This window comes from Streptomyces sp. NPDC002889 (assembly GCF_042888425.1).
Classification (GTDB): domain Bacteria; phylum Actinomycetota; class Actinomycetes; order Streptomycetales; family Streptomycetaceae; genus Streptomyces.
Window position 1 is genome coordinate 96535 of record NZ_JBIAPT010000011.1, and the last position, 21482, is coordinate 118016.

Sequence of the window (21482 nt, forward strand, 5' to 3'; positions counted from 1 at the left end):
CAGGCGGATCTCAGTGCTCAGGAACTACGGGCGGTGGAACAGCGGGGCACAGGCCCCAGTGGATGACCTCGGCCTCGTCGGTCGAGAAGCCGTGGCCGCCGGACGCGGTCGGGCACGGGGCCCCGCCGACCGCTCGGTCGACGTCAGCGACGACACGACGCGTCCATAGAACCGGGCTGCCGGCCGGTTCGACGCGGTGTGCGAGTCCCGCCGCGGTGTGAGCGCGTGGAGGGCCTCACGCACGGCTGGGAGGGAGATGCGGCCCACACCCCGTCACGTCACTGTCTCCCGTCGTACTGGAGTCGTCCTGTCCCTTGGCTATTGCCGGAACCGATCCTACAATGGACAGAGTCCAGGTCAACAAGTGCGCCAAGTTCGTATTCAATCGGAAGCCGGACGTCCGCCGGTAAACTTCGGGCATCCCGCCGAATCTGAATAGGTGAACCGATATGAGTGACCTGCTGGAGCGACTGCGAGGGCGTGGCTGGCGGATGACCTCCCAGCGGCGTGTCGTTGCGGAGGTCCTCGATGGCGACCACGTGCATCTCACGGCCGACGAGGTGCACGCCCGCGCAGCACAGCGGCTGCCCGAGATCTCCCGGGCGACGGTCTACAACGCCTTGGGCGAGCTGGTCTCCCTCGGTGAGGTCATAGAGGTCTCCACCGACGGCCGTGCCAAGCGCTATGACCCCAACGCACACCACCCGCACCAGCACCTGGTGTGCTCCCACTGCGGCACCATCCGCGATGTCCACCCGACCGGCAATCCGCTGTCCGACCTCCCGGCGGAGGAACGCTTCGGGTTCACGGTGTCGGAGGTCGAGGTCACGTACCGCGGGCTGTGCCCTTCCTGCGCCTGAAGCGTGTTGGAGCCCTCGAGGACAAGCCTGTTCGTCCTGCCGGGGGCACGTCTTGTCCCAGGTGTCGATGCGAGTCGATCGCCGCGGGGCAGACGGAGCCGCCCGAGCACTCGCTCAGGCCGCGCCGTCACGGTCGCCCTCGACAGCGGCGAGCCCGTTCTTGAGCCGACAGCCGGGACGACGCTGCGGATCTCGTCGATCGGGCGGGCGACGAGGCAAGCCGGTGGATCAGCCCGGTCGATCGGGGCAAGCGCGGTCTGAAATGCTCAGGGAGGAACCACGGTTACGGCATCCCGCCCCGCCCCGCCGCGTCGTGGTCGGGGTGGACGCTACGACGGGACGGCGGCACCGGTGTGCGACTCGTCGGTCTCGGGCTCCAGCTCGCTGAGCTGCTCGCGCAGATAGTTCCAGACCACCGCAATCAGCGCGGCTACCGGTACCGCGAGCAGGCTGCCCACGACGCCGGCCAGACTCCCGCCCAACGTCACCGCCAGCAGGACCACCGCCGCATGGAGGCCAAGCCCGCGACTTTGGATCATGGGCTGGAACACGTTGCCCTCGAGCTGCTGCACCACGACGATGATCGCCAGCACCATCAGCGCGTCCGTCAGGCCGTTCGACACCAACGCGATGAGCACCGCGACCAAACCGGCGAACAGGGCACCCACGATCGGCACGAACGCCGATACGAAGGTCAGCACCGCCAGCGGGAGCACCAGTGGCACCCCCAGAATCCACAGGCCGAGGCCGATGAAGACGGCGTCGAGCAGGCCGACGAATGCCTGGGAGCGCACGAACGCGCCCAGGGTGTCCCAACCGCGCGCGGCCACGATCGGGACGTCGGTGGCGAGCCGGCCGGGGAGCTGACGGCTGAGCCACGGCAGGAACCGCGGGCCGTCCTTGAGGAAGAAGAACATCAGGAAGAGCGCCAGGACGGCAGTGACCACGCCGTTGAACACGGTGCCCACTCCCGTGACGACAGCGGTGACCATGCTGCCGACGCTGTTCTGAATGCGGTCGATCGCAGCTTCGAAGGCACCCGTGATCTGGGCGTCGCCGATGTTCAGCGGCGGCCCGGCGGCCCACTCGCGCAGCTTCTGGATGCCTTCGACCACGCCGTCGGTCAGCTCGCCGGACTGGGATGCCACCGGCACCGCGATCAGCGCCACGATGCCCGAAGCGACCAGGAGGAACAGCACGGTCACCACCGACGCGGCCAGGGCGGGGGGCCAACCGCGCCGGCGCAGGAAACGAGTCAGGGGCCAGGTCAGCGTGGTGAGGAACAGGCCCACTATGAGGGGCCAGACGACCGACCACATCCGGCCCAGAACCCACAGGGCCACCGCAGCCATCACGAGGACCAGCAGCAACTCAACGGAGACACGCGCCGATGTACGGAGCGCGGCGGCGGCTTTTGTGGGACTCAACGTGGCAGACATGGGGGCAGCCTATTGCTACTCCAGCCGCACTTCGGTATCGCCGCTGTTCAGGAGCAGCCTTGCGTGTTTCGTCGGCTGACTCACTGTCAGACGCCAGGAGTTACAGCCTCTGACGCGACGGTGGTGGTAGCAGCACCGGGCGACGAAACCGTACCGCCGGGCGAAGGCCGGCCACCTGGTCGTCGCGCTTCCCCTCCGTCGTCGCCGGCGCGCAACTCGTGGACGTCCCGGCCAGTGACCTGAGGCGGAGGTTCGTCATTGGTCCGATGCAGGACGTCCTGGACCGAAGATCCAGCCGGTGTCGGACAACTGATGCCCAGCGGGCTGTGTTTGAGGGGTCGGTGCGGCGGCGGTCGGCTGCTCGGGCCTCGGCTCTGCGGTCGCGGATCGTTCTCGATACCGTTGTTCGTCGACAAGGTCCGTGACGTGGTCGGCCTCTGTCTCGATCCGCCCGAGAAGGCTCTGGTCCAGTGCATGGACGAGAAGCGGGGTTCCCGACCGCCGCACGCCGCCCACCGTCCTACGGCCGGATCTCGTACACCAGGTTGAACGGAGTCTGCGCGGCCCTGCGGAACCGGGTGAAGCCGGCATCGGTGATCACCTGGTGGACAGCGGCCTCGCCGGCCTGCGCGCCCAGGGCGTAGCCGCCCGGCTGTGAGAGACCGTTGGGCACGCAGAGGAACGTGGAGCCGCTGTAGTACAGCCGGCCGACCGGGTTGAAATTGTCCTCGACCTTGTCGGAGGCGAACGGCTCCACGAGCAGCCATGTACCGTCCGGGGCCAGCGCTTCCCGCACCCGCCGGGCGGCGCTCAGAGGGTCCCCCATGTCGTGCAGGCAGTCGAACATCATCACCAGGTCGTAGTCCGTGCCGGTGAAGGTCTGCGCGGTCGCCACCTCGAAGGTGACCCGATCGGTGACCCCGGCCTCCGCGGCCTTCTTGCGCGCACGCTCGACCGATTCGGCGTGGTAGTCCGAGCCGACGATGGAGGTGCGCGGGTATGCCTCGGCAAGGAGCAGCGACGAGGAGCCGAGACCGCAGCCGAGGTCGGCCACACGAGCCCCGGCGGTCAGCTTCGCGTCGACCCCGTCCAGCGCCGGGATCCAGCTCGGGATCAGCTCGGCCACGTAGCCGGGCCGGTAGAACGCGTCGCACCCGACGAAGACGTCCTCGTCGTGCTCGTGCCAGCCGACGCCCGCACCCGTGCGGAACGCCTCGGTGATCCGCGGTTCGGCGCGCAGATATCCCAGCACGGTGAGGAACGCGGCCGGCAGGTCGGGGCCGTTCGGGTCGGCCAGGCAGAACGCCTGCTCCTCGGTCAGCGAGAACTCACCGGTCTCCGGGTCGTAGCTCACGTACCCGCCCGCGGCCTGGCCGCGCAGCCACTCGGTGAGGTAGCGCGGGTGACACCCGGTGCGTTCGGCGAACTGCTCGGGCGTCGCCGGACCCTGCGCGAGCGCGCGGTAGAGACCGAGCCGGTGACCGATCACCACCGAGCCGGCGGCGCCGGTGGCGCCAAGGTCCGCCACGAACTGCCCGAGGAACTCATTTACCTTGTTGTGATCCATTTTGCTCTCCTTGCCGCTCAACCGGCTCATACCGGTCACAACAGATAGGCTCGGCGTGCGGCCTTTCACGGCCCTCGCACGGGCTGTCGCCGTGCTAACAGGCCGAGTTCGTCGTCGTCACAGGACATGCTGGACACGAGAGGTGCCATGGCAGTCGGGCGTCCGCCGCCGTCGGTCCGGGTGGAGGTGCTCGGGCCGCTGCGGCTCCTTGTCGACGGCGCCCCCGTGGACGTACCCGGCCCCAAGCGGCGTGCGGTGCTCGCACTGCTTGCTCTCGCCGAGGGCCGGATCGTGTCCGTTGATCACCTCGTGGACGCGCTGTGGCCGTCGGAGGTGCCCGAATCCGGTCGTCAAGCCCTGCACAATCACGTGTCCCGGCTGCGTGGGCACCTGGGCCCGGCGGCGGCCCGGCTCGAGACGCGGCATGACGGTTATCGGCTTGCCCTCGGGCCCGACGAACTGGACGTGGCACAGGCGCGAGCGTTGCTCGCGACGGCGCAGCGGGACCCGGCCGACGCGTTCTCCCTGCTGCAGGAGGCGCACGAGCTGTGGCGGGGGCCGGTTCTCGCCGACCTCACCGACATCGTGCCCATCGCCACCGCTGTCGAGGAGTACGCGCAACTGCGCCACGAGGTGACCGCCGCATTGATCGCCGGCGCCGTCGCCGCAGGACAGGCTGAGGGCATCCTGGGCCTCGCCGCCGCGTCATCGGCCGACGACCCACTGCGGGAGCCCGCGGTCCTCCTGCACATGCGGGCGCTGGCGGCGACCGGGCAGGCACCGGAGGCGCTGCGCGTCGGACGGGAATACCGGCGCCGGCTGGTCGACGAGACCGGCCTTGATCCGTCACCGGCGCTGGACGAGCTCGAGCGCGAGATCGTCGGCGGCGCCGGTTCGGCGGCCGGCCCGCCAGAAGTGCCCGCCCGCCCGACCACCCGGCTGATCGGCCGCGAGTCGCAGGTCGCGGCCCTCCACAGACTGCTGGCGGCCGAGCGCCTGGTCACCCTCTCCGGGCCCGGCGGCGTCGGCAAGACCCGGGTCGCCCTGGAGGTCGCGCGGCAGAGCGGCACGGCGACGGTGCTGCTGCTCGCACCGGTCAGCGATCCCGCCGCCATCCCGCACGCGCTGGCGACGGCTCTGAACCTGAAGGTCGACCAGGGTGACGTTCTGTCCGCCTGCGTCGCCCTGCTGGGCGACCGCCCCGGCCTGTTGGTGATCGACAACTGCGAGCACCTGCTCGACGGTGTCCGGGACACGGTGGACATGATCCTCTCCTCGTGTCCCGGAATCTGCTTGCTGGCCACCAGCCGCGAACCTCTCGGCCTGGCAGCCGAGCATGTCTCACGGCTGGTACCGCTTCCGCTGCCCCGCCCCGGTCAGGACCCTTCGCAGGCCCCGTCCGTGGCGCTCTTCCTGGACCGGGCCCGCCGGGTTCGCCCCGGTCCACCACCGACGCCGGCGGAGCTGCGTACGGTCGCCGACATCGTGCACCGGCTCGACGGGATGCCGCTGGCCATCGAGCTCGCAGCCGGTCGGCTGTCCACGTTCTCCCTCGCCGATCTGAGCCGCCGCCTCGACCGCTCGCTCGACCTGCTCGGCGGTGGCAGCCCCAGCGCGGATTCCAGGCACCGCACGCTGCGCGCAACCATCGAGTGGTCGTACCAGCTCCTCACGGAGGACGAACGGCGACTGTTCCGGCATCTGTCGGTCTTCGCCGACGGTGTCGACCTCGACACCGCCGAACGGCTCGCCGCCGACCTGGACCTGGACAGTGATCCCGGAAGCGCTCTGGCCCGCCTCGTCGATGCCTCCATGGTCGACGTCTCTTTCGACGGGGCCACCCGGTATCGCATGCTGGAGACGCTGCGGGCATTCGGGCTGGACCGGCTCGCGGCCGCCGACGAGGACAAGGCCGCGGCCGAGCGCATGCTGCGGTGGGCCGTCGAGCTGACCTCATGGATCCACACCGCCATGAGCACCGAGCGGGAGCCCGAGGCCGATGCCGTCCTGCGACGCGAACTGGCGAACCTGCGGGTCGCGTGGCGACTGGTCCGCAGTAAGGGATTTCTGGACGACGCCGCGGCGATGGTCGTCTCACTGTTCGACGCGGTCGCCTACCGCGACCTCGTCGAGATCCGGGACTGGGCAGAGGAACTGGCCGCCGACCAGGCGCTCGCCACCCACCCGCGGGCGAGCGCCGTGCTCGGAACCGCAGCGGAAGCCGCCTACCACCGTGGCGACTACCGCAAGGCCGACCGGCTCGCCCGCACCGGGCTGGAGAAGGCGACCGACAGCGCCGGGTCATGGCACTGTCTGATGGTGCTCTCGGTGGCCGACCTGGCCCGCGGTGCCTACGGCGACGTGGTCGAGCACTCCCTCGCCGCGGCCGCTCTCGCCGGACCGCACCGGGAGAGCTTCGGGATCGCCGCCCTGGCGACGGCCTACGCGGGCGATCTGGATGCGGCGCGGGGACTGAACGAGCGGGGGCTGGCCGGCGCGGTGTCGCCCTCGATGCTCTCGTGGGGCGCCTACGTCGCAGCCGAGATCGAGAGCTTGGCCGGCCGCAGCGAGCCCGCCGCGCGGCATTACGTCCGTGCCATCGGCCTGGCCCGCACCTCGGGCGCGACCTTTCTCGTCGGTGTCGCGACCGTCGGACTCCTGTCGGTGCGCGCCGCCGCAGGCCATGTCCACGAGGCGCTGGGTGGCTACCGCGACGTCATCGAGTACTTCGCCCGCAACGGCAACTGGACCCACCTGTGGGCCACCCTGCGCAACCTCGCCGACCTGCTGCGCCGCCTCGGCGACGACGAACCGGCGGCGCTGATCGACTCCGCGGCCGACCATGCCCCCGACGCGCCCGCAGTCAACGGCTCCCACAAAGCCGCGGCCTCCCCGGCCGCCGCACCCTCCGAGCCCACCGCGACCGCGCCGGCGGCGCAGATTCCCGGCCGGCTCGCCGTGCTCGAGGCGGCTCGGCAGGCGATCGAGCGGCACCTCACTCGTTCGTGACCGCCGCCCCGGGCGGCTCGGCAGCCGCCGGGCGCCGCGGCCGCTCGACGAACGACTCGTCGCCGACCCATGCCGTGAAGCAGGCGACGCCCATACCGGCGATGAGTTCACCCGTCTGAGTCTCCTGCGCCGCCAAGGCACGGACCTTGCGGGCAGCCGTCTCCGCGTCCAGCACGAGGTCGACCGCCAGCCGCCGAGCGGGGGTCGTGATCGGAAGCCCCGGCGGGAAGATGCCCAGGCTCGCGTTGAGCGCGCTCCAGCGCGGCGCCCGCCGCTCCGCGAACGTGGCATGCAGCAGCCGCGCGCCGGACGGGGCGGCGCGGTCGAACGCCGCGGTGGTCCACCCCGAGACCGCCTGATGGTCCGGGTGACCGGTGATGCCGTCCGGGCCGAAGGTGAGAACGGTGTCAGGTCGAACCCGTTCGATGACCTCGCACAGCCGCGCGACCGCGTCGGACGTGCGGACCGCCGCACATTGGCCGTCCCGGTAGTCGAGCCAGTGATGCTCGTCGACCCCGAGGATCTCCAGGCAGCGCGCCAGCTCGCCGGTGCGCGCCGCGGCCAGTCGATGCGGTGGCCACTCCACCGGATCGGCCGTGCCGAGCTCGCCGCAGGTCGCGGTCACGCACACCACCCGCGATCCGATGTCGCGAGCCATCGCCATCACACCACCGGACAGGTAGGCCTCGTCGTCCGGGTGTGCCCAGATCCCAAGGACGGTGCCCAGCTTGTCGACGTCGGATGAAGACTTGATCATGTCCGGACCTCCCTGGCGAGGATTCCGTGGACGGCCAGCGCGGCGCCGCAGCAGGCGACGGCTATCATCCACAGCCGGTCGGCTCCGAAGGTGTCCACCACGAGGCCACCGAACAGCGCACCGGCCGCGCACCCGAGCTGGACCGCGGAGCTGTTCAAGGCGAGCACCAACGGCGCCGACCCCGCCGCCAGGCCGATCAGACGGTGTTGCTGTGCGGGAATGAGCCCCCAGGCCGCGATCCCCCACCCGATCATGACCGCCAGCGCCCCGGCCACCGTCGTCGCGGTGTACGGGAGCGCCGCGAAACCGACAGCCAGCGCGGCCACGGCCGACAGCACCACACCGCGAGGGCCCCTCCGGTCGGCCGCGGTCCCAGCCCACCAAGTACCCACCATGCCTCCGACTCCGAACGCGCCGATGAAGAGCCCGAGCCCGAGCGGCCCGGCCGCGGTGGCCAACAGCAGGGGGAGGTAGGTGTACATGCTGTACGAGGCGGTCATCACCAGGAACGTCACGCCGAGCGCTCCGACAACGCCCGGGGTACGTATCGGCCGCAGCCGCTCGCGCACCGTCGCCCTGATCAGCGGGCCGGTCCCGACACGGGTGAGCAGCAGACCGATGACGGTGGCCGCCGCGAGCACGGCGACCAGCCCGAACGCAGCCCGCCACGACAGCTTTGACGCCAGCAGCACACCCAGTGGAGCACCCAGCACCATGGCGGTCGACGTACATCCCAGGATCATGCCCAGCGCTCGCCCACGGTGGCTCGCCGGCATGGCGGCGACAGCCGCCGCGCCCGCGGCCGGCACATAGACCGACGCGGCAAGGGCTCCCAGCACCCGGGCGACGAGGAGCGCAGGAAGGGTGGGCGCCACTGCCGACAGCACGTTCAGTACCCCGAACAGCGCCACTGAGCCGATCAGCGCCTGTCGCAGTGGCAGCGAACCGAGCAGAGCGCTGAGGACCACCGCGCCCATCGCGTACCCCAGTGCGAAAACCGTGACCGTCAGCCCCGCGGCCCCGACGGTGACACCGAGGTCACCTGCGATCCCGCCAAGTATCCCGGCCACGACGAACATGTCGGTACCGATCGCGAACGCGCCGACCCCGAGCACCGCAATCGAGCGCCACCCGCTCCGATCCCGTTCCGGTACGCGGGTCGTCCGGTCCAGCACCGCTGTGCCACCCATGTCATCGACCATCCCGTTCTCCGCGTTCGCACAATCCGATCGTCGGAGCACGGCCTCGCACCGCACTACCGCGACGCTGTCATGCGTCGTCGACGAGGAACGACTCAGAGCTGCTGGGAGTGCTCCTCGAGCAGTTGCTCCATGCGAGGCGCTGGACGGCGAATCAGGCAGTGGTCCAGGCGGACCTGGCCGCCGACAGCCTCCTTGGCCCAGCTGTCCGCGCTGCGCTCGTTCCGACGTCGGCCAGGAACGATTGCGCTGCGCGATGCCGCGATGGACTCGGACGAGCATGTCAGAGCCGACATGGTGCTGCTTGAACAGACTGAGGGGTGAACAGAGGCCCGGCGGCCCGGGGAACTACGCGGTGCGGCGCAGCAGTGCCAGATACATCGCGTCCGTTCCGTGCAGATGCGGCCACAGCTGCACGTCCGGGCCGTCGCCCAGCGCCGGGACCCCCGGCATCAGCGGGCGCGCGTCGATCCATTCCGCCTCCGCGGCCGGGCCGCCGCGGCCGCGCAGGACGTCGTCCACGACGACCCTCGTCTCGGCGAGGTGCGGCGAGCAGGTCGCGTAGCCGACCACGCCGCCGACGCGCACCGCCTTCAACGCCTCCCGCAGCAGGCCGCGTTGCAAGGGTGCGAAGCTCTCGAGGTCCTCCGGGCGACGGCGCCAGCGGGCCTCGGGGCGGCGGCGCAGGGCGCCGAGGCCCGAGCAGGGAACGTCGACGAGCACCCGGTCGAACGAGCCGGGACGCCACGGCGGTCGCGTGCCGTCGGCCGCGATGACCTGGTACGGGCCGGGGTTGCCGGCCAGCGCCCGCTCCACCAGCCGCGCCCGGTGCGGCTGCTTCTCGGAGGCGAGGAGCGTGGCGCCGCGCTCGGCGGCCAGCGCCCCCAGCAGTGCCGCCTTGCCGCCCGGCCCCGCGCAGCCGTCGAGCCAGTGCTCGTCCGGCCCGTCCAGCGGCGCGTTGGCCAGGGCGATCCCCACCAGCTGGCTGCCCTCGTCCTGGACGCCCGCCCGCCCCTCCCGTACCGCCTCGATGGCCCCGGGCTCGCCGCCCTCGGCCAGTCGGACGGCGTACGGGGACCAGCGCCCGGGCAGAGCGGAGTCCTCGCCGAGCACATCGAGCAGTTCGTCGGTGGTGGCGCGGCCCGGCCGGGCGACCAGGGTCACCTCGGGCCGTTCGTTGTCGGCCTCCAGGAGGTCCTCGATCCCGGCCCGCCCGCCGCCGAGGGAGTCCCACAGCGCCGAGACGACCCAGCGTGGATGCGAGTGCACGACCGAGAGATGCTCCTCGGCGTCCTCGTCGTACGGCGGCGCGACCCGCTCGAGCCAGGTGTCGAGGTCCTCCTGCGCGATCTTGCGCAGCACGGCGTTGACGAACTTGGCCCGCCCGTCGCCGAGCACCACCCGCGCGAGATCCACGCTCGCCGAGACCGCGGCGTGCGTCGGGATACGCGTACCCAGCAGCTGGTGCGCGCCGAGCGAGAGCACGTCCAGCACCGGCGGGTCGACCTCGCGCAACGGCCGGTCGATACAGGCCGCGATGATCGCGTCGTACGTGCCCTGGCGGCGCAGCGTCCCGTACACCAGCTCGGTCGCGAGCGCGGCGTCACGCCCGTCGAATCCGTCCTTCTCGCGGGCCTTCTTCAGCAGCGGCGGCAGTACGAGATTCGCGTACGCGTCCCTCTCGTCGACGGCCCGCAGCGCCTCGAAGGCCAGGATCCGGACCGGGTCCTTCTGGGGACGGCGGTACGGCTTGTTCGGGGGACGGCGACGTGCCTGCTCGTTCAAAGGTGCTCCGCTGGTGAAATTCCGCTGGTGAAGGGGCGAGCCCTGTCTCAGCCTACGTCCGCCCGGTCCGCGTCCGTGCCGCCGAGCCGCTCGCCCGCGGCGATGCGGACCCCCCGCGCCCAGTCCGCCGCGCGCATCGGCTTCTTGCCCTGCGGCTGGACCCAGACCAGCTCCACGGCATGCGATCCCGTACCGACGTAGACGTTGTTCTTGTGGACTTCCAGCACACCGGCCGGCAGGTCCGCACGGTCCGGCAGCAGCGCCACCTGGACCAGCTTGAGCCGCTCGTCGCGGAAGGCCGTCCACGCGCCGGGCGCCGGCGTGCAGCCCCGTACGACGCGGTCGACGCGCAGAGCGGGGGCCGCCCAGTCCACGTGGGCGTCCTCGACGGTGATCTTCGGGGCGTGGGAGACCCCGTCGGCCGGCTGCGGCACGGCCTGCAGCGTGCCTTCCTCGATGCCGTCCATGGTCGCGGCGAGCAGACCGGCACCGGCGAAGGCGAGCCGGGTGAGCAGGTCGCCGCTGGTGTCGGTGTGCCGGACATGCTCGGTGATCACGCCGTAGACCGGCCCCGAGTCCAGGCCCTCCTCGATCAGGAAGGTGGCGGCGCCGGTCATCTCGTCCCCGGCCAGGACGGCGTGCTGGACGGGCGCAGCACCACGCCAGGCGGGGAGCAGCGAGAAGTGCAGATTCACCCACCCGCGCGCCGGGACGTCCAGGGCCACCTTGGGCAGCAGTGCGCCGTAGGCGACGACGGGGCAGCAGTCGGGCCCGATCTCGCGCAGCCGCGCCAGAAACTCCTCGTCGCGTGGACTGGCCGGCTTGAGCACCTCGATCCCCGCCTCCTCCGCGCGCTGGGCGACCGGGCTGGCGACCAGCCGGCGGCCTCGGCCCGCAGGGGCGTCGGGGCGGGTGACGACGGCGGCGACCTCGTGCCGGGAGGAGGCGATCAGAGCGTCCAGGGCGGGTACGGCAACCTCGGGGGTACCTGCGAAGACGAGCTTCATCAGTGGCTGACTGCCTCTCAGACGGGTACGAGCAGGTGACGGCTGTACGTGCGGCTGCACATGCTGTTGGGCGTGCGGTTGTGCTGCGATCGGGTGTACGTGACGGGCCAGCACACCAGTCTATGGGCCATGGCCGCAGGGGGCGTACGGGCAGCCGTGCGCCCCTCGCACAAGCACATACGCCCCCGAAGCGTGACCAGATCGACGGGTAGAGCGTTGGTCAAGAGAGATTGACCCAAGCGGGCCGCCCCGGATGCGGCCCGGCCCCTTTTCCACGCCGGTTCGAGAGGCTTGTCAATGGCCGACCACGCAACCCACGACGCCCAAGCCCGGGCAAGCCTGCACCTGCTGGTGCGGGACATCGAGCGGGTCCGCCGGCAGGTGGACGCGTTGCGCACGCTCACCGCCCAGCTGGGCAATGTCTACCGCCCGCGACGCTCCGGCCCGTCCACGGGCTTCGTCGTCTACGGCAGGGCGCCGGCCCCGACGGTGCGTCTCGCGCAGGAGTTGCGGGACAGCGTCGAGACCCTGGTGACCGCGGCCGTGGACTTCGACCGTTCCCTGGGCTTCTCCTGGGACGCCGTCGGCTCGGCCCTGGGGGTCACCAAGCAGGCCGTGCATCGGCGCTACGGGGCCCGGCGGGCCGCTGCCCAGGCATCCGGCCCGGCCGACGCCGAGCGGACGGGCGACGGCGGCGCCGCGACCCGTACGCTGCCGGAGCCGGCGGTCATGCCGGCGCTGCTGCCGGTGCCCGCGGTGCCGGCCGCGCGCTCGATGCCGTCGCAGCCGAAGACCAGCCCCTCGCTCCGCGAGGAGTCACGCCCGAGCACCTTCCCGGGCCCGCGCAACGGCTGACCCCCAGGGCCCCGCACGGCTGACCCCGCAGGCGCACGCCCGAGGGCGCCGTCCCCGGGAGGTGCCGCATACCTGGTACCGGGGCCGCACCGGACGCGGGCAGGCCCCGGCCGGGCACCCGCTCGGTGCGGCCGCTTGCACGTCAGCCGATGTCCGGCGGGTCCACCCTGATCCGTACGGCGTCCTGGCCGCCCCTCGCCAGCCGCGCGGCCTGTGCGGTCTTCAGCGCCGCGGCCAGCGCACCCCCGCTCCCCGGCGGCACTCTCAGCAGCGCCCGCTCCCACCGCTCCCCCGCAGGGGGATGCCCCCGGCCGGAGGCCGGGAGAGGATCCTTGGGCCCGCGCGCCCGTCCGGGCTCGGCCACAGGGAGCGGGACGGGCCCCAGCACCTGGGCTTCCGCGGGCAGGTCGGCCGAGGCCAGGAACGCTTCGACCGCCTGCGCGCTTCCGGTCACCTCGGCCATCCGGGACACCGGAGGGAAGCCCAGTTCGGCCCGTTCCGCCAGCTCGCGCAGCGCGTGCCCGACCGGGTCCCAGCGCACCAGAGCCTGAACGGGCCGCAGGGTCGGCTCCGCGACGACCACGACCGTGCCGCCGTCCTGCTGTCCGCGCACCAGCGAAGCCGCGCCGATCCAGCGGCGCAGCGCCTCCTCGCCCGCCCGCAGATCGGGCCGGCCGAGCATCGCCCAGCCGTCCAGCAGCAGCGCGGCCGCATAACCGCCCTCGGCGACCGGTTCCGCTCCGGGTGTGGCGACGACCAGCGCGGGCCGCCCGGGCACGGTGTCGAGGACATGGTCTCGCCCGGAGGTCCGCACGGGCACGGCGGGAAACGCCCGCCCCAGCTCCTCCGCCGTCCGCCGCGCGCCCACGATCCGCGCCCGCAGCCGGGTCGACCCGCATGCGCCGCAGTGCCAGTCCGGCTCGTCGTGTCCGCACCAGCGGCAGCGCAGCTCCCGCTCGCCCGGGGCCTCGAGCGGGCCCGCGCAGTTGCGGCACCGCGCGGGCGCGCGGCAGCGCTCACAGGCAAGCCGCGGCACATATCCGCGCCGGGGCACCTGCACCAGCACCGGCCCGCTCCTCAGCCCGTCCCGCACGGTCTGCCAGGCGAGGCTCGGCAGCCGGGCCGCCCGTGCGGCCTCGTCCCTGGCCAGCTCCTGGTCGCCGACGGTCCGCACCAGCGGAGCGGCGGCCCGCACCCGTGTCCGGTCGGCGACCAGGGGCACGGCCCAGCCGCTCTCGACGAGCTGGGCGGCCTCCACCGTGCAGCTCGTGCTTCCCAGCAGGAAGCCGCATCCGTGGTGTGCGGCGCGCAGCTCCAGCACCTCGCGCACATGCGGGAACGGCGCGTTGTCATCACTGTGGCTGGAGTCGCCGTCGTCCCAGATCACGACCAGGCCGAGGTCCCGCACGGGAGCGAACATCGCGGCCCGGGTCCCCACGACCGCCCGCACCGACCCGCGGCGCACGGCGAGCCACTGCCGGTACCGCTGCTCGGGCCCGGACTCGGCGGTCAGCAGGGCGTGCCGGCCTGCCCCGAGCAGTGCGGTGAGCGCGGCGTCCACCCGTGCCGCGCGCCGGCCGTCGGGCACGACGACGAGCGCGCCCCGCCCGGACGACAGGGTTGCGGCGACGGCACGCGCCAGTTCGTCGGACCAGTGCGGCCCGGGCAGCGCGGTCCACACGGCCCGGGGCGCGCCACCGCCCGCCAGGGCCTCGAGGAACGCCGCTCCGCGGCCGTACCTCTCCCAGCTGCCCGGCTCGGGGGCGGGCGGCGGCGGCAGCGGGTCGGGGGACGGCTCGGCCTCTGCCCGCTTGTTCCTCGGGGGAACGGCCAGCTGGAGCACATCCGCGAGGCTGCCCGCGTACCGGTCGGCGACCGCGCGGGCGAGGCCGAGCATCCCGGGGCTGAGCACGGGCTCGGGCGAGACGACAGAGGCGAGCGCGGCGAGGGCTCCCCCGTAGTCCGACTCGGCGCGCCGCTCGATCAGGAATCCGTCGATCAGGCCGCCGCCCTCGCGCCGCCCGTCCCGCACGCGATGGGCCCCGGCCCCGAACCGCACGCGCACCCGCACCCCGGGCTGGGCGTCCGCGTCGAGATCCTCCGGCACGGCGTAGTCGAAGAACTGGTCGAGATGCAGGGCACCCTTGTTGACCATCACGCGCGCCACGGGCAGTTCCTTGGCAAGCGGGGCCCCCCGCCAGGTGCGCGGCTTCGCCTTCGGCACCTTGGCCTTGCGCACGGTCTCCCGGATGAGCGCAAGCTGCTCGGGCCCACCGACCGGGGGCTCTTCGGGCTGCTCGTTGTCGCTGCTCACAGCCAAATTCCTACCAGACCCCACTGACAGCCCGGCGCGCCCGGGACCGGACCGGCAGACGGTCGCTCCTGAGCGGGGCACCGCGGCCGGCGGACCCGATGCCCCGGCGCACTACGCGAAGATCTCCCGAGATCGGACCGGCGGCGGTGCTTCGTTCTCCACACGGTGAGGTCCTTCACAGCGGGGCACGCCCCGCCTGCGCACCGGGAGAGCGTCAGCGTACCGAGCGGCGCTGGTGCCGCGCCACGCGATGGCCGGCAGAGCGGCACGCACGAGGGCCCCGAACCTGCCTGCGGTCCGGGGCCCTCGTGCGGAGCGGTGCGGCTCAGAGGCCGGCGGCCGTGCGCAGCGCGTCGACGCGGTCCGTGCGCTCCCAGGTGAAGTCCGGCAGCTCGCGGCCGAAGTGACCGTACGCCGCGGTCTGGGCGTAGATCGGGCGCAGCAGATCGAGGTCGCGGATGATCGCGGCCGGGCGCAGGTCGAAGACCTCGGCGATCGCCTGCTCGATCTTGTCGACCTCGACCGTCGCGGTGCCGAAGGTCTCGACGAACAGACCGACCGGCTCCGCCTTGCCGATCGCGTACGCGACCTGGACCTCGCAGCGCGCCGCGAGACCGGCGGCCACCACGTTCTTGGCGACCCAGCGCATCGCGTACGCGGCCGAGCGGTCCACCTTGGAGGGGTCCTTGCCGGAGAACGCGCCGCCGCCGTGGCGGGCCATGCCGCCGTACGTGTCGATGATGATCTTGCGGCCGGTCAGGCCGGCGTCACCCATCGGGCCGCCGATCTCGAAGCGGCCGGTCGGGTTCACGAGCAGGCGGTAGCCCTCGGTGTCGAGCTTGATGCCGTCGTCGACAAGCTCCTTGAGCACGTGCTCGACGACGAACTCGCGGATGTCGGGAGCGAGGAGCGAGTCCAGGTCGATGTCGGACGCGTGCTGCGAGGAGACGACCACGGTGTCGAGGCGGACGGCCTTGTCGCCGTCGTACTCGATGGTGACCTGGGTCTTGCCGTCGGGGCGCAGGTACGGGATGGTCCCGTTCTTGCGCACCTCGGAGAGCCGGCGGGAGAGCCGGTGGGCCACGTAGATCGGCAGCGGCATCAGCTCGGGCGTCTCGTCGCACGCGTAGCCGAACATCAGGCCCTGGTCGCCGGCGCCCTGCTTGTCGAGCTCGTCGTCGTCGCCCTCGACACGGTTCTCGTACGCCGTGTCGACGCCCTGTGCGATGTCGGGCGACTGAGCACCGATGGAGACCGAGACGCCGCAGGACGCGCCGTCGAAGCCCTTCTTCGAGGAGTCGTAGCCGATCTCGAGGATCTTGTTGCGCACGAGCGTGGGGATGTCCGCGTAGGCCTTGGTGGTCACCTCGCCGGCGACATGCACCAGGCCGGTGGTGATCAAAGTCTCCACGGCGACCCGGGACGCCGGGTCCTCACGCAGAAGCGCATCGAGAATCGTGTCGCTGATCTGGTCGGCGATCTTGTCGGGGTGACCCTCGGTCACGGACTCCGAGGTGAAGAGACGGCGGGACACATCGCTCCCTGGGGTTGCAGCGGCTGCTGGCTGATCATTGGCGGACCGGCAGAGGGCTGCGCCCACGACGTTCCGCGACCAGTTTATCGGTCGCGCTCCACCGCCGGACAACCCGTCTCGCGGCTTGGAAGGTCATCGGCCTGCGGTCCAATGGCAAACGGTACGGGGTCAGCGCCGCTTCCGGGAGTAATTGACCGCATTTCTCCGAGATTCTTCGGCGCCGTCGTCAGCAGCGGGGCGACACCCAGAATTCATCCGAAACGAGGTCCGACCAGGTCCCAGACCGTGTCGGCCAGCGATTCCTTGGGGCCGTAGGGCACCGGCGTCTCGGGCCCGTCCGCGGCCAGCACGACGGCCTCGTTCTCCTCCGACCCGAAGGTCTTGCGCTCCCCCACCTCGTTGACGACCAGCAGGTCGCACCCCTTGCGGCGCAGCTTGTCGCGGCCGTTGGCAAGGACGTCGTCGGTCTCCGCGGCGAAGCCGACGATCACCTGGCCGGGGCGGGGGCGCTCGGCGGAGATCTCGGCGAGGATGTCCGGATTGCGGACCAGGGCGACGGGCGCGGGCTCCTGGCCGTCCTTCTTCTTGATCTTGCCCTCGGCGTACGCGGCCGGACGGAAGTCCGCGACGGCTGCCGCCATCACCACCGCGTCGGCGTCGGCCGCCGCCTTGAGCACGGCCTCCCGCAGCTGCACGGCCGTACCGACGTGGACGACGTCGACGCCCGCCGGGTCCGCAATGCCGGTGTTGGCCTCGATCAGGGTGACGCGCGCGCCGCGCGCGGCCGCCGTGCGGGCCAGCGCGTAGCCCTGCTTGCCCGACGAACGGTTGCCCAGGTAGCGGACCGGGTCGAGGGGCTCGCGGGTGCCGCCGGCGCTGACGACCACATGACGGCCGGCCAGGTCGGGGGCGGCCACGCCGCGGGCGAGGACCCGGCGGCAGAGCTCGAAGATCTCACCGGGGTCCGGCAGCCGCCCCTTGCCGGTGTCGACGCCGGTGAGCCGGCCACTGGCGGGCTCGATGACCAGGGCGCCCCGCCGGCGCAGCGTGGCGACGTTCTCCTGGGTGGCGGGGTGCTCCCACATCTCGGTGTGCATCGCCGGGGCGAAGACGACCGGACATCGGGCGGTGAGCAGCGTGTTGGTGAGGAGGTCGTCGGCAAGACCGTGGGCCGCCTTGGCCAGCATGTCGGCCGTGGCGGGCGCGACCACGACCAGGTGGGCGTGCTGACCGATGCGCACATGCGGGACCTCGTGCACGTCGGACCAGACCTCGGTCGAGACGGGGTGGCCCGAGAGTGCCGACCAGGTGGCGGCGCCGACGAAGTGCAGCGCCGACGCGGTCGGTACGACCTGGACGTCGTGTCCGGACTCGGTCAGCCGCCTCAGCAGCTCGCACGCCTTGTACGCGGCGATGCCCCCGCTGACACCCAGTACGACCCTCGGCTTGTCCACTGCGTCTCCCCGCACTCGGATCCGTACGACCCATTCCGTACGGCTCGACCCGTACGACTCCATGCTGCATCACACCAGGTGGCCCGCCCCAGGGACCCCCCGTTGCACACCACAGGCCCGGCGGATGATCCGCCGGGCCTGTGGTTGATGCACCGATGCGCCTACTGGGCCGGGCCCTCGATGGCCTCGGAGGTCAGCAGACCCGCGTTGATCTCACGCAGGGCGATCGAGAGCGGCTTCTCGTGGACGTGGGTGTCCACCAGCGGACCGACGTACTCGAGCAGGCCCTCACCGAGCTGCGAGTAGTACGCATTGATCTGGCGTGCGCGCTTGGCCGCGTAGATCACGAGGCTGTACTTCGAGTCAGTAGCCTCGAGCAGCTCGTCGATCGGCGGGTTGATGATGCCCTCGGGCGCGGTGATGGAAGAGGACACGCTCTAGCCTTCCGAAGAACTTGCAAAAAGATCGGACAAAAGATCAAACAACTGCCACCAAGGCTAGCAGCTCACGGGCTACGTCCTCGACGGAGGTGTTGACAAGGGTCACGTCGAACTCCGCTTCGGCGGCCAGCTCCACCTTGGCGACCGCCAGTCGGCGCTCGATGACCTCGGGGGACTCGGTGCCGCGGCCGGTCAGCCTGCGGACCAGTTCCTCCCAGCTCGGCGGGGTCAGGAAGACCAGCTGGGAGTCCGGCATGGACTCCTTGACCTGCCGGGCACCCTGGAGATCGATCTCCAGCAGCACGGGCTCACCCGCCTCGAGGTGGTCGAGGACCGCACGGCGCGGTGTGCCGTAACGGTTGCCCGCGAACTCGGCCCACTCCAGCAGTTCGCCGTTGGCGATCAGCTTGTCGAACTCCTCGTCGGTGACGAAGAAGTAGTGGACCCCGTGCTTCTCGCCGGGCCGCGGCTTACGGGTGGTGGCCGACACCGAGAGCCAGACCTCGGGGTGGACCTTGCGCATATGGGCGACGACCGTGCTCTTGCCGACCCCGGAGGGGCCGGAGAGCACGGTCAGCCGCGGACGTACCTCTGCTGCCATGCAGCGATTATCCAGGTTCCCGGGAGTGCCCGAGAACGTCAGGCGGCGCCGCCGCCGAACTCGCGCTCGAGGGAGGCGATCTGGTTGGAGCCGAGACCCCGCACGCGGCGGCTCTCGGAGATGCCGAGCCGCTCCATGATCTGCTTGGCGCGGACCTTGCCCACGCCCGGCAGGGACTCGAGCAGGGCGGAGACCTTCATCTTGCCGATGACGTCGTTCTCCTGGCCCTGCTTGATGACCTCGTGGAGCGAGGCGCCGGAGTGCTTGAGTCGATTCTTGACCTCGGCCCGCTCCCGGCGAGCCGCGGCGGCCTTTTCGAGCGCGGCTGCGCGCTGTTCAGGGGTAAGGGGCGGAAGAGCCACGCCTACGTCACCTCGGATGTCGAACTTGTCGGATACGGACCGGTGAGGAACCTGATCGCCCCACACCAGGCGAGCAACGAGCAACACAGTCCACCTGCGCCGCACGTTCGCTCTTCGTCGGAGACTAGCGGCCATAGGCCCTCCAGTCAGCGAGAACAGACGAAAAGTCCTGGTCAGCATCGATCGACTGGGATATTTCGGTCATAACGACCAGGTTTTTGGCCAAGATTCCGCCAAGGGCCCGGATCACCGAGGTCCGGGAGATCACGCGGAACCACGAAACCCTCCCCCCGGAGCCCACATCCGAGGTCCGGGCACGCCGGCCTGCGGCAGGCGTGCCCGGACGATCAGACGGAGGCGACGGCCTCGCGCACCTCGTCGGCGAACCGCTGCGCCGCCCCGCGCAGGGCCACCGCGTCCGGACCATGGCGCAGGACGCCGCGGCTCACGTTCGGGACGACGTTGCGCACCGCGGGGCCGAAGACCGCCGGCAGATCCGCCGCCGTCGCGCCCTGGGCACCGATGCCCGGCGCCAGCAGCGGGCCGTTGATGTCCAGATCGAACGATGACAGGTCGCCCAGCGTGGCACCGACCACCGCTCCGAACGAACCCATGGGGGACGCGTCCCGGTTCTCGTCCGCCAGGTGAGCCAGCATCGTGGCGCCGATCGACCGCCCGTCCTCACGCAGCGCCCGCTGCACCTCCGCACCCTCCGGGTTGGAGGTCAGTGCCAGGACGAACAGCCCGGCGCCGCTCTCGCGCGCCAGATCCACGGCCGGCTTCAGCGAGCCGTACCCGAGGTACGGGGACACCGTCAGCGCGTCCGAGAACAGCGGCGAGTCCTTGCGCAGGAAGGTCTCGGCGTACGCCGCCATCGTGGAGCCGATGTCACCGCGCTTGGCGTCCATGACGACAAGCCCGCCCGCCGCCCGCAGATCGGCAACGGCCTGCTCCAGGACCGCGATGCCCCGCGAACCGAAACGCTCGAAGAAGGCACTCTGCGGCTTGAAGACGGCGACCTGGTCGCCCAGCGCCTCGACAACGGTCCGCGTGAAGCGCTCCAGGCCCGCGACGTCGTCGCTGAGCCCCCAGTCGGCCAGCAGCGAGGCGTGCGGGTCGATGCCGACACACAGCGGCCCGCGCTCGTCCATCGCCGCGCGCAGCCGGGCTCCGAAGGATTCGAGGCGGCTCATGCGGTGGCCTTCCGGGTCTCGGCGCCGACAGCCTCGGCGAGGGTGGCGTACGGGCCGGCGGCCAGGCGGGCGGCCAAGCCCTTGTGGATGGCGCGGGCGTAGCAGGGGCCCTCGTAGATGAACGCGCTGTAGCCCTGGACGAGCGTGGCGCCGGCCAGGATGCGCTGCCAGGCGTCCTCGGCATTCTCGATGCCGCCTACCCCGACCAGGGTGATCCGGTCGCCGACGCGTGCGTAGAGGCGGCGCAGCACCTCGAGGGAGCGGGCCTTGACCGGGGCGCCGGACAGTCCGCCGGTCTCCTTGACCAGTGCGGGGTCGGAACTCAGGCCGAGCCCCTCGCGCGCGATGGTCGTGTTGGTCGCGATGATGCCGTCCAGGCCGAGCTCGAGTGCGAGATCGGCGACGGCGTCGACGTCCTCGTCGGCGAGGTCCGGCGCGATCTTGACGAGCAGCGGGACCCGGCGGTCGGTGACCGTGCGGTCGGCCGCCTCGCGTACGGCGGTGAGCAGCGGGCGCAACGACTCGGTCGCCTGGAGGTCGCGCAGCCCCGGGGTGTTGGGCGAGCTGACATTGACGACGAGGTAGTCGGCGTGGGCGGCCAGGCGCTCGGTGGAGGCGACGTAGTCGGCGACCGCCTCTGTCTCCGGAACGACCTTGGTCTTGCCGATGTTGACGCCGACGGTGGTCCTGAAGATCGCCTTCCGCGCGGCCAGCCGCTCGGCGACCACGGCCGAGCCCTCGTTGTTGAAGCCCATGCGGTTGATCAGCGCACGGTCCGGTACGAGCCGGAAGAGACGCTTCTTGGGATTGCCGGGCTGCGCCAGCGCCGTGACCGTGCCGATCTCGACATGGTCGAAGCCGAGCATCGCCATGCCGTCGATGGCGACGGCGTTCTTGTCGAAGCCGGCCGCGAGCCCGAAGGGGCCGTGCATCCGCAGGCCGAACGCCTCGGTGCGCAGTTCCTTGTACCGGGGGGCGAGGACCGCGGCGATGAACGTACGCAGCACGGGGATGCGGACCGCGAGCCGGATCCAGCGGAAGGCCAGGTGGTGGGCCTCTTCAGGGTCCATCCGCCGGAAGAGAAGGTTGAAGAACAATGTGTACAT

The 21482-nt window shown here is 71.5% G+C and carries 18 protein-coding genes and 1 pseudogene; 3 read left to right on the forward strand and 16 right to left on the reverse strand.

Annotated features, from left to right (window positions below; all coding sequences use genetic code 11):
* Positions 1 to 17: 17 nt before the first annotated feature.
* Positions 18 to 267, reverse strand: a pseudogene (locus ACFYWI_RS18275) (transcriptional repressor); the annotation flags it as partial.
* 182 nt (positions 268 to 449) lie between these two features.
* Between ACFYWI_RS18275 and ACFYWI_RS18280 the strand changes: the two are divergent.
* Positions 450 to 860, forward strand: a complete 411-nt coding sequence (locus tag ACFYWI_RS18280) for a Fur family transcriptional regulator (protein WP_389232859.1) — start codon at positions 450 to 452, stop codon at positions 858 to 860.
* 329 nt (positions 861 to 1189) lie between these two features.
* Here the strand turns inward: ACFYWI_RS18280 and ACFYWI_RS18285 are convergent, their stop codons facing one another.
* Both ACFYWI_RS18285 and ACFYWI_RS18290 read right to left on the reverse strand, forming a co-directional pair.
* Positions 1190 to 2299 carry an AI-2E family transporter gene (locus ACFYWI_RS18285; RefSeq protein WP_389232862.1) on the reverse strand — a complete coding sequence of 370 codons (1110 nt, stop codon included), beginning with the start codon at positions 2297 to 2299 and terminating at the stop codon, positions 1190 to 1192.
* A 520-nt stretch (positions 2300 to 2819) separates the two neighbouring features.
* Positions 2820 to 3866 (reverse strand): class I SAM-dependent methyltransferase, encoded by a 1047-nt coding sequence (locus ACFYWI_RS18290; protein ID WP_389232865.1) that lies wholly within the window; start codon positions 3864 to 3866, stop codon positions 2820 to 2822.
* Between the two features lie 147 nt (positions 3867 to 4013).
* On the opposite strand from ACFYWI_RS18290, the gene ACFYWI_RS18295 reads away from it, so the two are divergent.
* Complete coding sequence (locus tag ACFYWI_RS18295; RefSeq protein ID WP_389232868.1) at positions 4014 to 6875, forward strand: BTAD domain-containing putative transcriptional regulator; 2862 nt, start codon at positions 4014 to 4016, stop codon at positions 6873 to 6875.
* Here the strand turns inward: ACFYWI_RS18295 and ACFYWI_RS18300 are convergent.
* From ACFYWI_RS18300 to fmt, 5 genes are all read right to left on the reverse strand, one after another.
* Entirely contained in the window at positions 6862 to 7632 is a 771-nt protein-coding gene (locus ACFYWI_RS18300; protein WP_389232871.1) for a PIG-L deacetylase family protein, read from the reverse strand. The two genes, ACFYWI_RS18295 and ACFYWI_RS18300, sit on opposite strands and share 14 nt — an antisense overlap.
* The gene (locus ACFYWI_RS18305) at positions 7629 to 8822 is read right to left on the reverse strand and encodes an MFS transporter (RefSeq protein WP_389232874.1); all 1194 of its coding nucleotides are present in this window, start codon (positions 8820 to 8822) and stop codon (positions 7629 to 7631) included. The genes ACFYWI_RS18300 and ACFYWI_RS18305 overlap by 4 nt, the downstream gene beginning before the upstream one ends.
* A 104-nt stretch (positions 8823 to 8926) precedes the next feature.
* A complete protein-coding gene (locus ACFYWI_RS18310; RefSeq protein WP_389232877.1) occupies positions 8927 to 9127 on the reverse strand; it encodes a hypothetical protein in 201 nt (66 codons plus the stop codon).
* 52 nt (positions 9128 to 9179) lie between these two features.
* The gene (locus tag ACFYWI_RS18315; RefSeq protein WP_389232880.1) at positions 9180 to 10616 is read right to left on the reverse strand and encodes an RsmB/NOP family class I SAM-dependent RNA methyltransferase; all 1437 of its coding nucleotides are present in this window, start codon (positions 10614 to 10616) and stop codon (positions 9180 to 9182) included.
* Between the two features lie 47 nt (positions 10617 to 10663).
* Positions 10664 to 11623 carry a methionyl-tRNA formyltransferase gene (gene fmt, locus ACFYWI_RS18320; RefSeq protein ID WP_389232883.1) on the reverse strand — a complete coding sequence of 320 codons (960 nt, stop codon included), beginning with the start codon at positions 11621 to 11623 and terminating at the stop codon, positions 10664 to 10666.
* A 297-nt stretch (positions 11624 to 11920) separates the two neighbouring features.
* Between fmt and ACFYWI_RS18325 the strand changes: the two genes are divergently transcribed.
* Positions 11921 to 12478 carry a hypothetical protein gene (locus ACFYWI_RS18325; RefSeq protein ID WP_389232886.1) on the forward strand — a complete coding sequence of 186 codons (558 nt, stop codon included), beginning with the start codon at positions 11921 to 11923 and terminating at the stop codon, positions 12476 to 12478.
* 142 nt (positions 12479 to 12620) lie between these two features.
* On the opposite strand, the gene ACFYWI_RS18330 is transcribed toward ACFYWI_RS18325, so the two are convergent.
* The 8 genes from ACFYWI_RS18330 to ACFYWI_RS18365 form a co-directional block, all read right to left on the reverse strand.
* The gene (locus ACFYWI_RS18330) at positions 12621 to 14792 is read right to left on the reverse strand and encodes a primosomal protein N' (protein WP_389232889.1); all 2172 of its coding nucleotides are present in this window, start codon (positions 14790 to 14792) and stop codon (positions 12621 to 12623) included.
* A gap of 325 nt (positions 14793 to 15117) precedes the next feature.
* Positions 15118 to 16326 (reverse strand): methionine adenosyltransferase, encoded by a 1209-nt coding sequence (metK, locus tag ACFYWI_RS18335; protein ID WP_389232892.1) that lies wholly within the window; start codon positions 16324 to 16326, stop codon positions 15118 to 15120.
* Positions 16327 to 16577: 251 nt separating this feature from the next.
* A complete protein-coding gene (gene coaBC / locus ACFYWI_RS18340; protein ID WP_389232895.1) occupies positions 16578 to 17780 on the reverse strand; it encodes a bifunctional phosphopantothenoylcysteine decarboxylase/phosphopantothenate--cysteine ligase CoaBC in 1203 nt (400 codons plus the stop codon).
* Between the two features lie 161 nt (positions 17781 to 17941).
* A complete protein-coding gene (gene rpoZ / locus ACFYWI_RS18345) occupies positions 17942 to 18214 on the reverse strand; it encodes a DNA-directed RNA polymerase subunit omega (RefSeq protein ID WP_005319902.1) in 273 nt (90 codons plus the stop codon).
* Between the two features lie 43 nt (positions 18215 to 18257).
* Positions 18258 to 18821 carry a guanylate kinase gene (gene gmk, locus ACFYWI_RS18350; RefSeq protein ID WP_389232898.1) on the reverse strand — a complete coding sequence of 188 codons (564 nt, stop codon included), beginning with the start codon at positions 18819 to 18821 and terminating at the stop codon, positions 18258 to 18260.
* Between the two features lie 38 nt (positions 18822 to 18859).
* Complete coding sequence (locus ACFYWI_RS18355; protein WP_005319887.1) at positions 18860 to 19183, reverse strand: integration host factor; 324 nt, start codon at positions 19181 to 19183, stop codon at positions 18860 to 18862.
* 347 nt (positions 19184 to 19530) lie between these two features.
* Positions 19531 to 20376: an orotidine-5'-phosphate decarboxylase gene (pyrF, locus tag ACFYWI_RS18360; protein ID WP_389232901.1), complete on the reverse strand. Its 846-nt coding sequence runs from the start codon at positions 20374 to 20376 to the stop codon at positions 19531 to 19533.
* Positions 20373 to 21482: a quinone-dependent dihydroorotate dehydrogenase gene (locus ACFYWI_RS18365; protein ID WP_389232904.1), complete on the reverse strand. Its 1110-nt coding sequence runs from the start codon at positions 21480 to 21482 to the stop codon at positions 20373 to 20375. Before ACFYWI_RS18365 ends, pyrF begins: the two co-directional genes overlap by 4 nt.

Excerpts from the sequence above, each read along its gene's own strand:
- ACFYWI_RS18285 (WP_389232862.1), bottom strand. The coding sequence starts at position 2,299 with ATGTCTGCCACGTTGAGTCCCACAAAAGCCGCCGCCGCGCTCCGTACA.
- ACFYWI_RS18295 (WP_389232868.1), top strand. The coding sequence starts at position 4,014 with ATGGCAGTCGGGCGTCCGCCGCCGTCGGTCCGGGTGGAGGTGCTCGGG.
- ACFYWI_RS18280 (WP_389232859.1), top strand. The coding sequence starts at position 450 with ATGAGTGACCTGCTGGAGCGACTGCGAGGGCGTGGCTGGCGGATGACC.
- ACFYWI_RS18310 (WP_389232877.1), bottom strand. The coding sequence starts at position 9,127 with ATGTCGGCTCTGACATGCTCGTCCGAGTCCATCGCGGCATCGCGCAGC.
- fmt (WP_389232883.1), bottom strand. The coding sequence starts at position 11,623 with ATGAAGCTCGTCTTCGCAGGTACCCCCGAGGTTGCCGTACCCGCCCTG.
- ACFYWI_RS18365 (WP_389232904.1), bottom strand. The coding sequence starts at position 21,482 with ATGTACACATTGTTCTTCAACCTTCTCTTCCGGCGGATGGACCCTGAA.
- ACFYWI_RS18300 (WP_389232871.1), bottom strand. The coding sequence starts at position 7,632 with ATGATCAAGTCTTCATCCGACGTCGACAAGCTGGGCACCGTCCTTGGG.
- ACFYWI_RS18305 (WP_389232874.1), bottom strand. The coding sequence starts at position 8,822 with ATGGGTGGCACAGCGGTGCTGGACCGGACGACCCGCGTACCGGAACGG.
- pyrF (WP_389232901.1), bottom strand. The coding sequence starts at position 20,376 with ATGAGCCGCCTCGAATCCTTCGGAGCCCGGCTGCGCGCGGCGATGGAC.
- gmk (WP_389232898.1), bottom strand. The coding sequence starts at position 18,821 with ATGGCAGCAGAGGTACGTCCGCGGCTGACCGTGCTCTCCGGCCCCTCC.
- ACFYWI_RS18290 (WP_389232865.1), bottom strand. The coding sequence starts at position 3,866 with ATGGATCACAACAAGGTAAATGAGTTCCTCGGGCAGTTCGTGGCGGAC.
- ACFYWI_RS18325 (WP_389232886.1), top strand. The coding sequence starts at position 11,921 with ATGGCCGACCACGCAACCCACGACGCCCAAGCCCGGGCAAGCCTGCAC.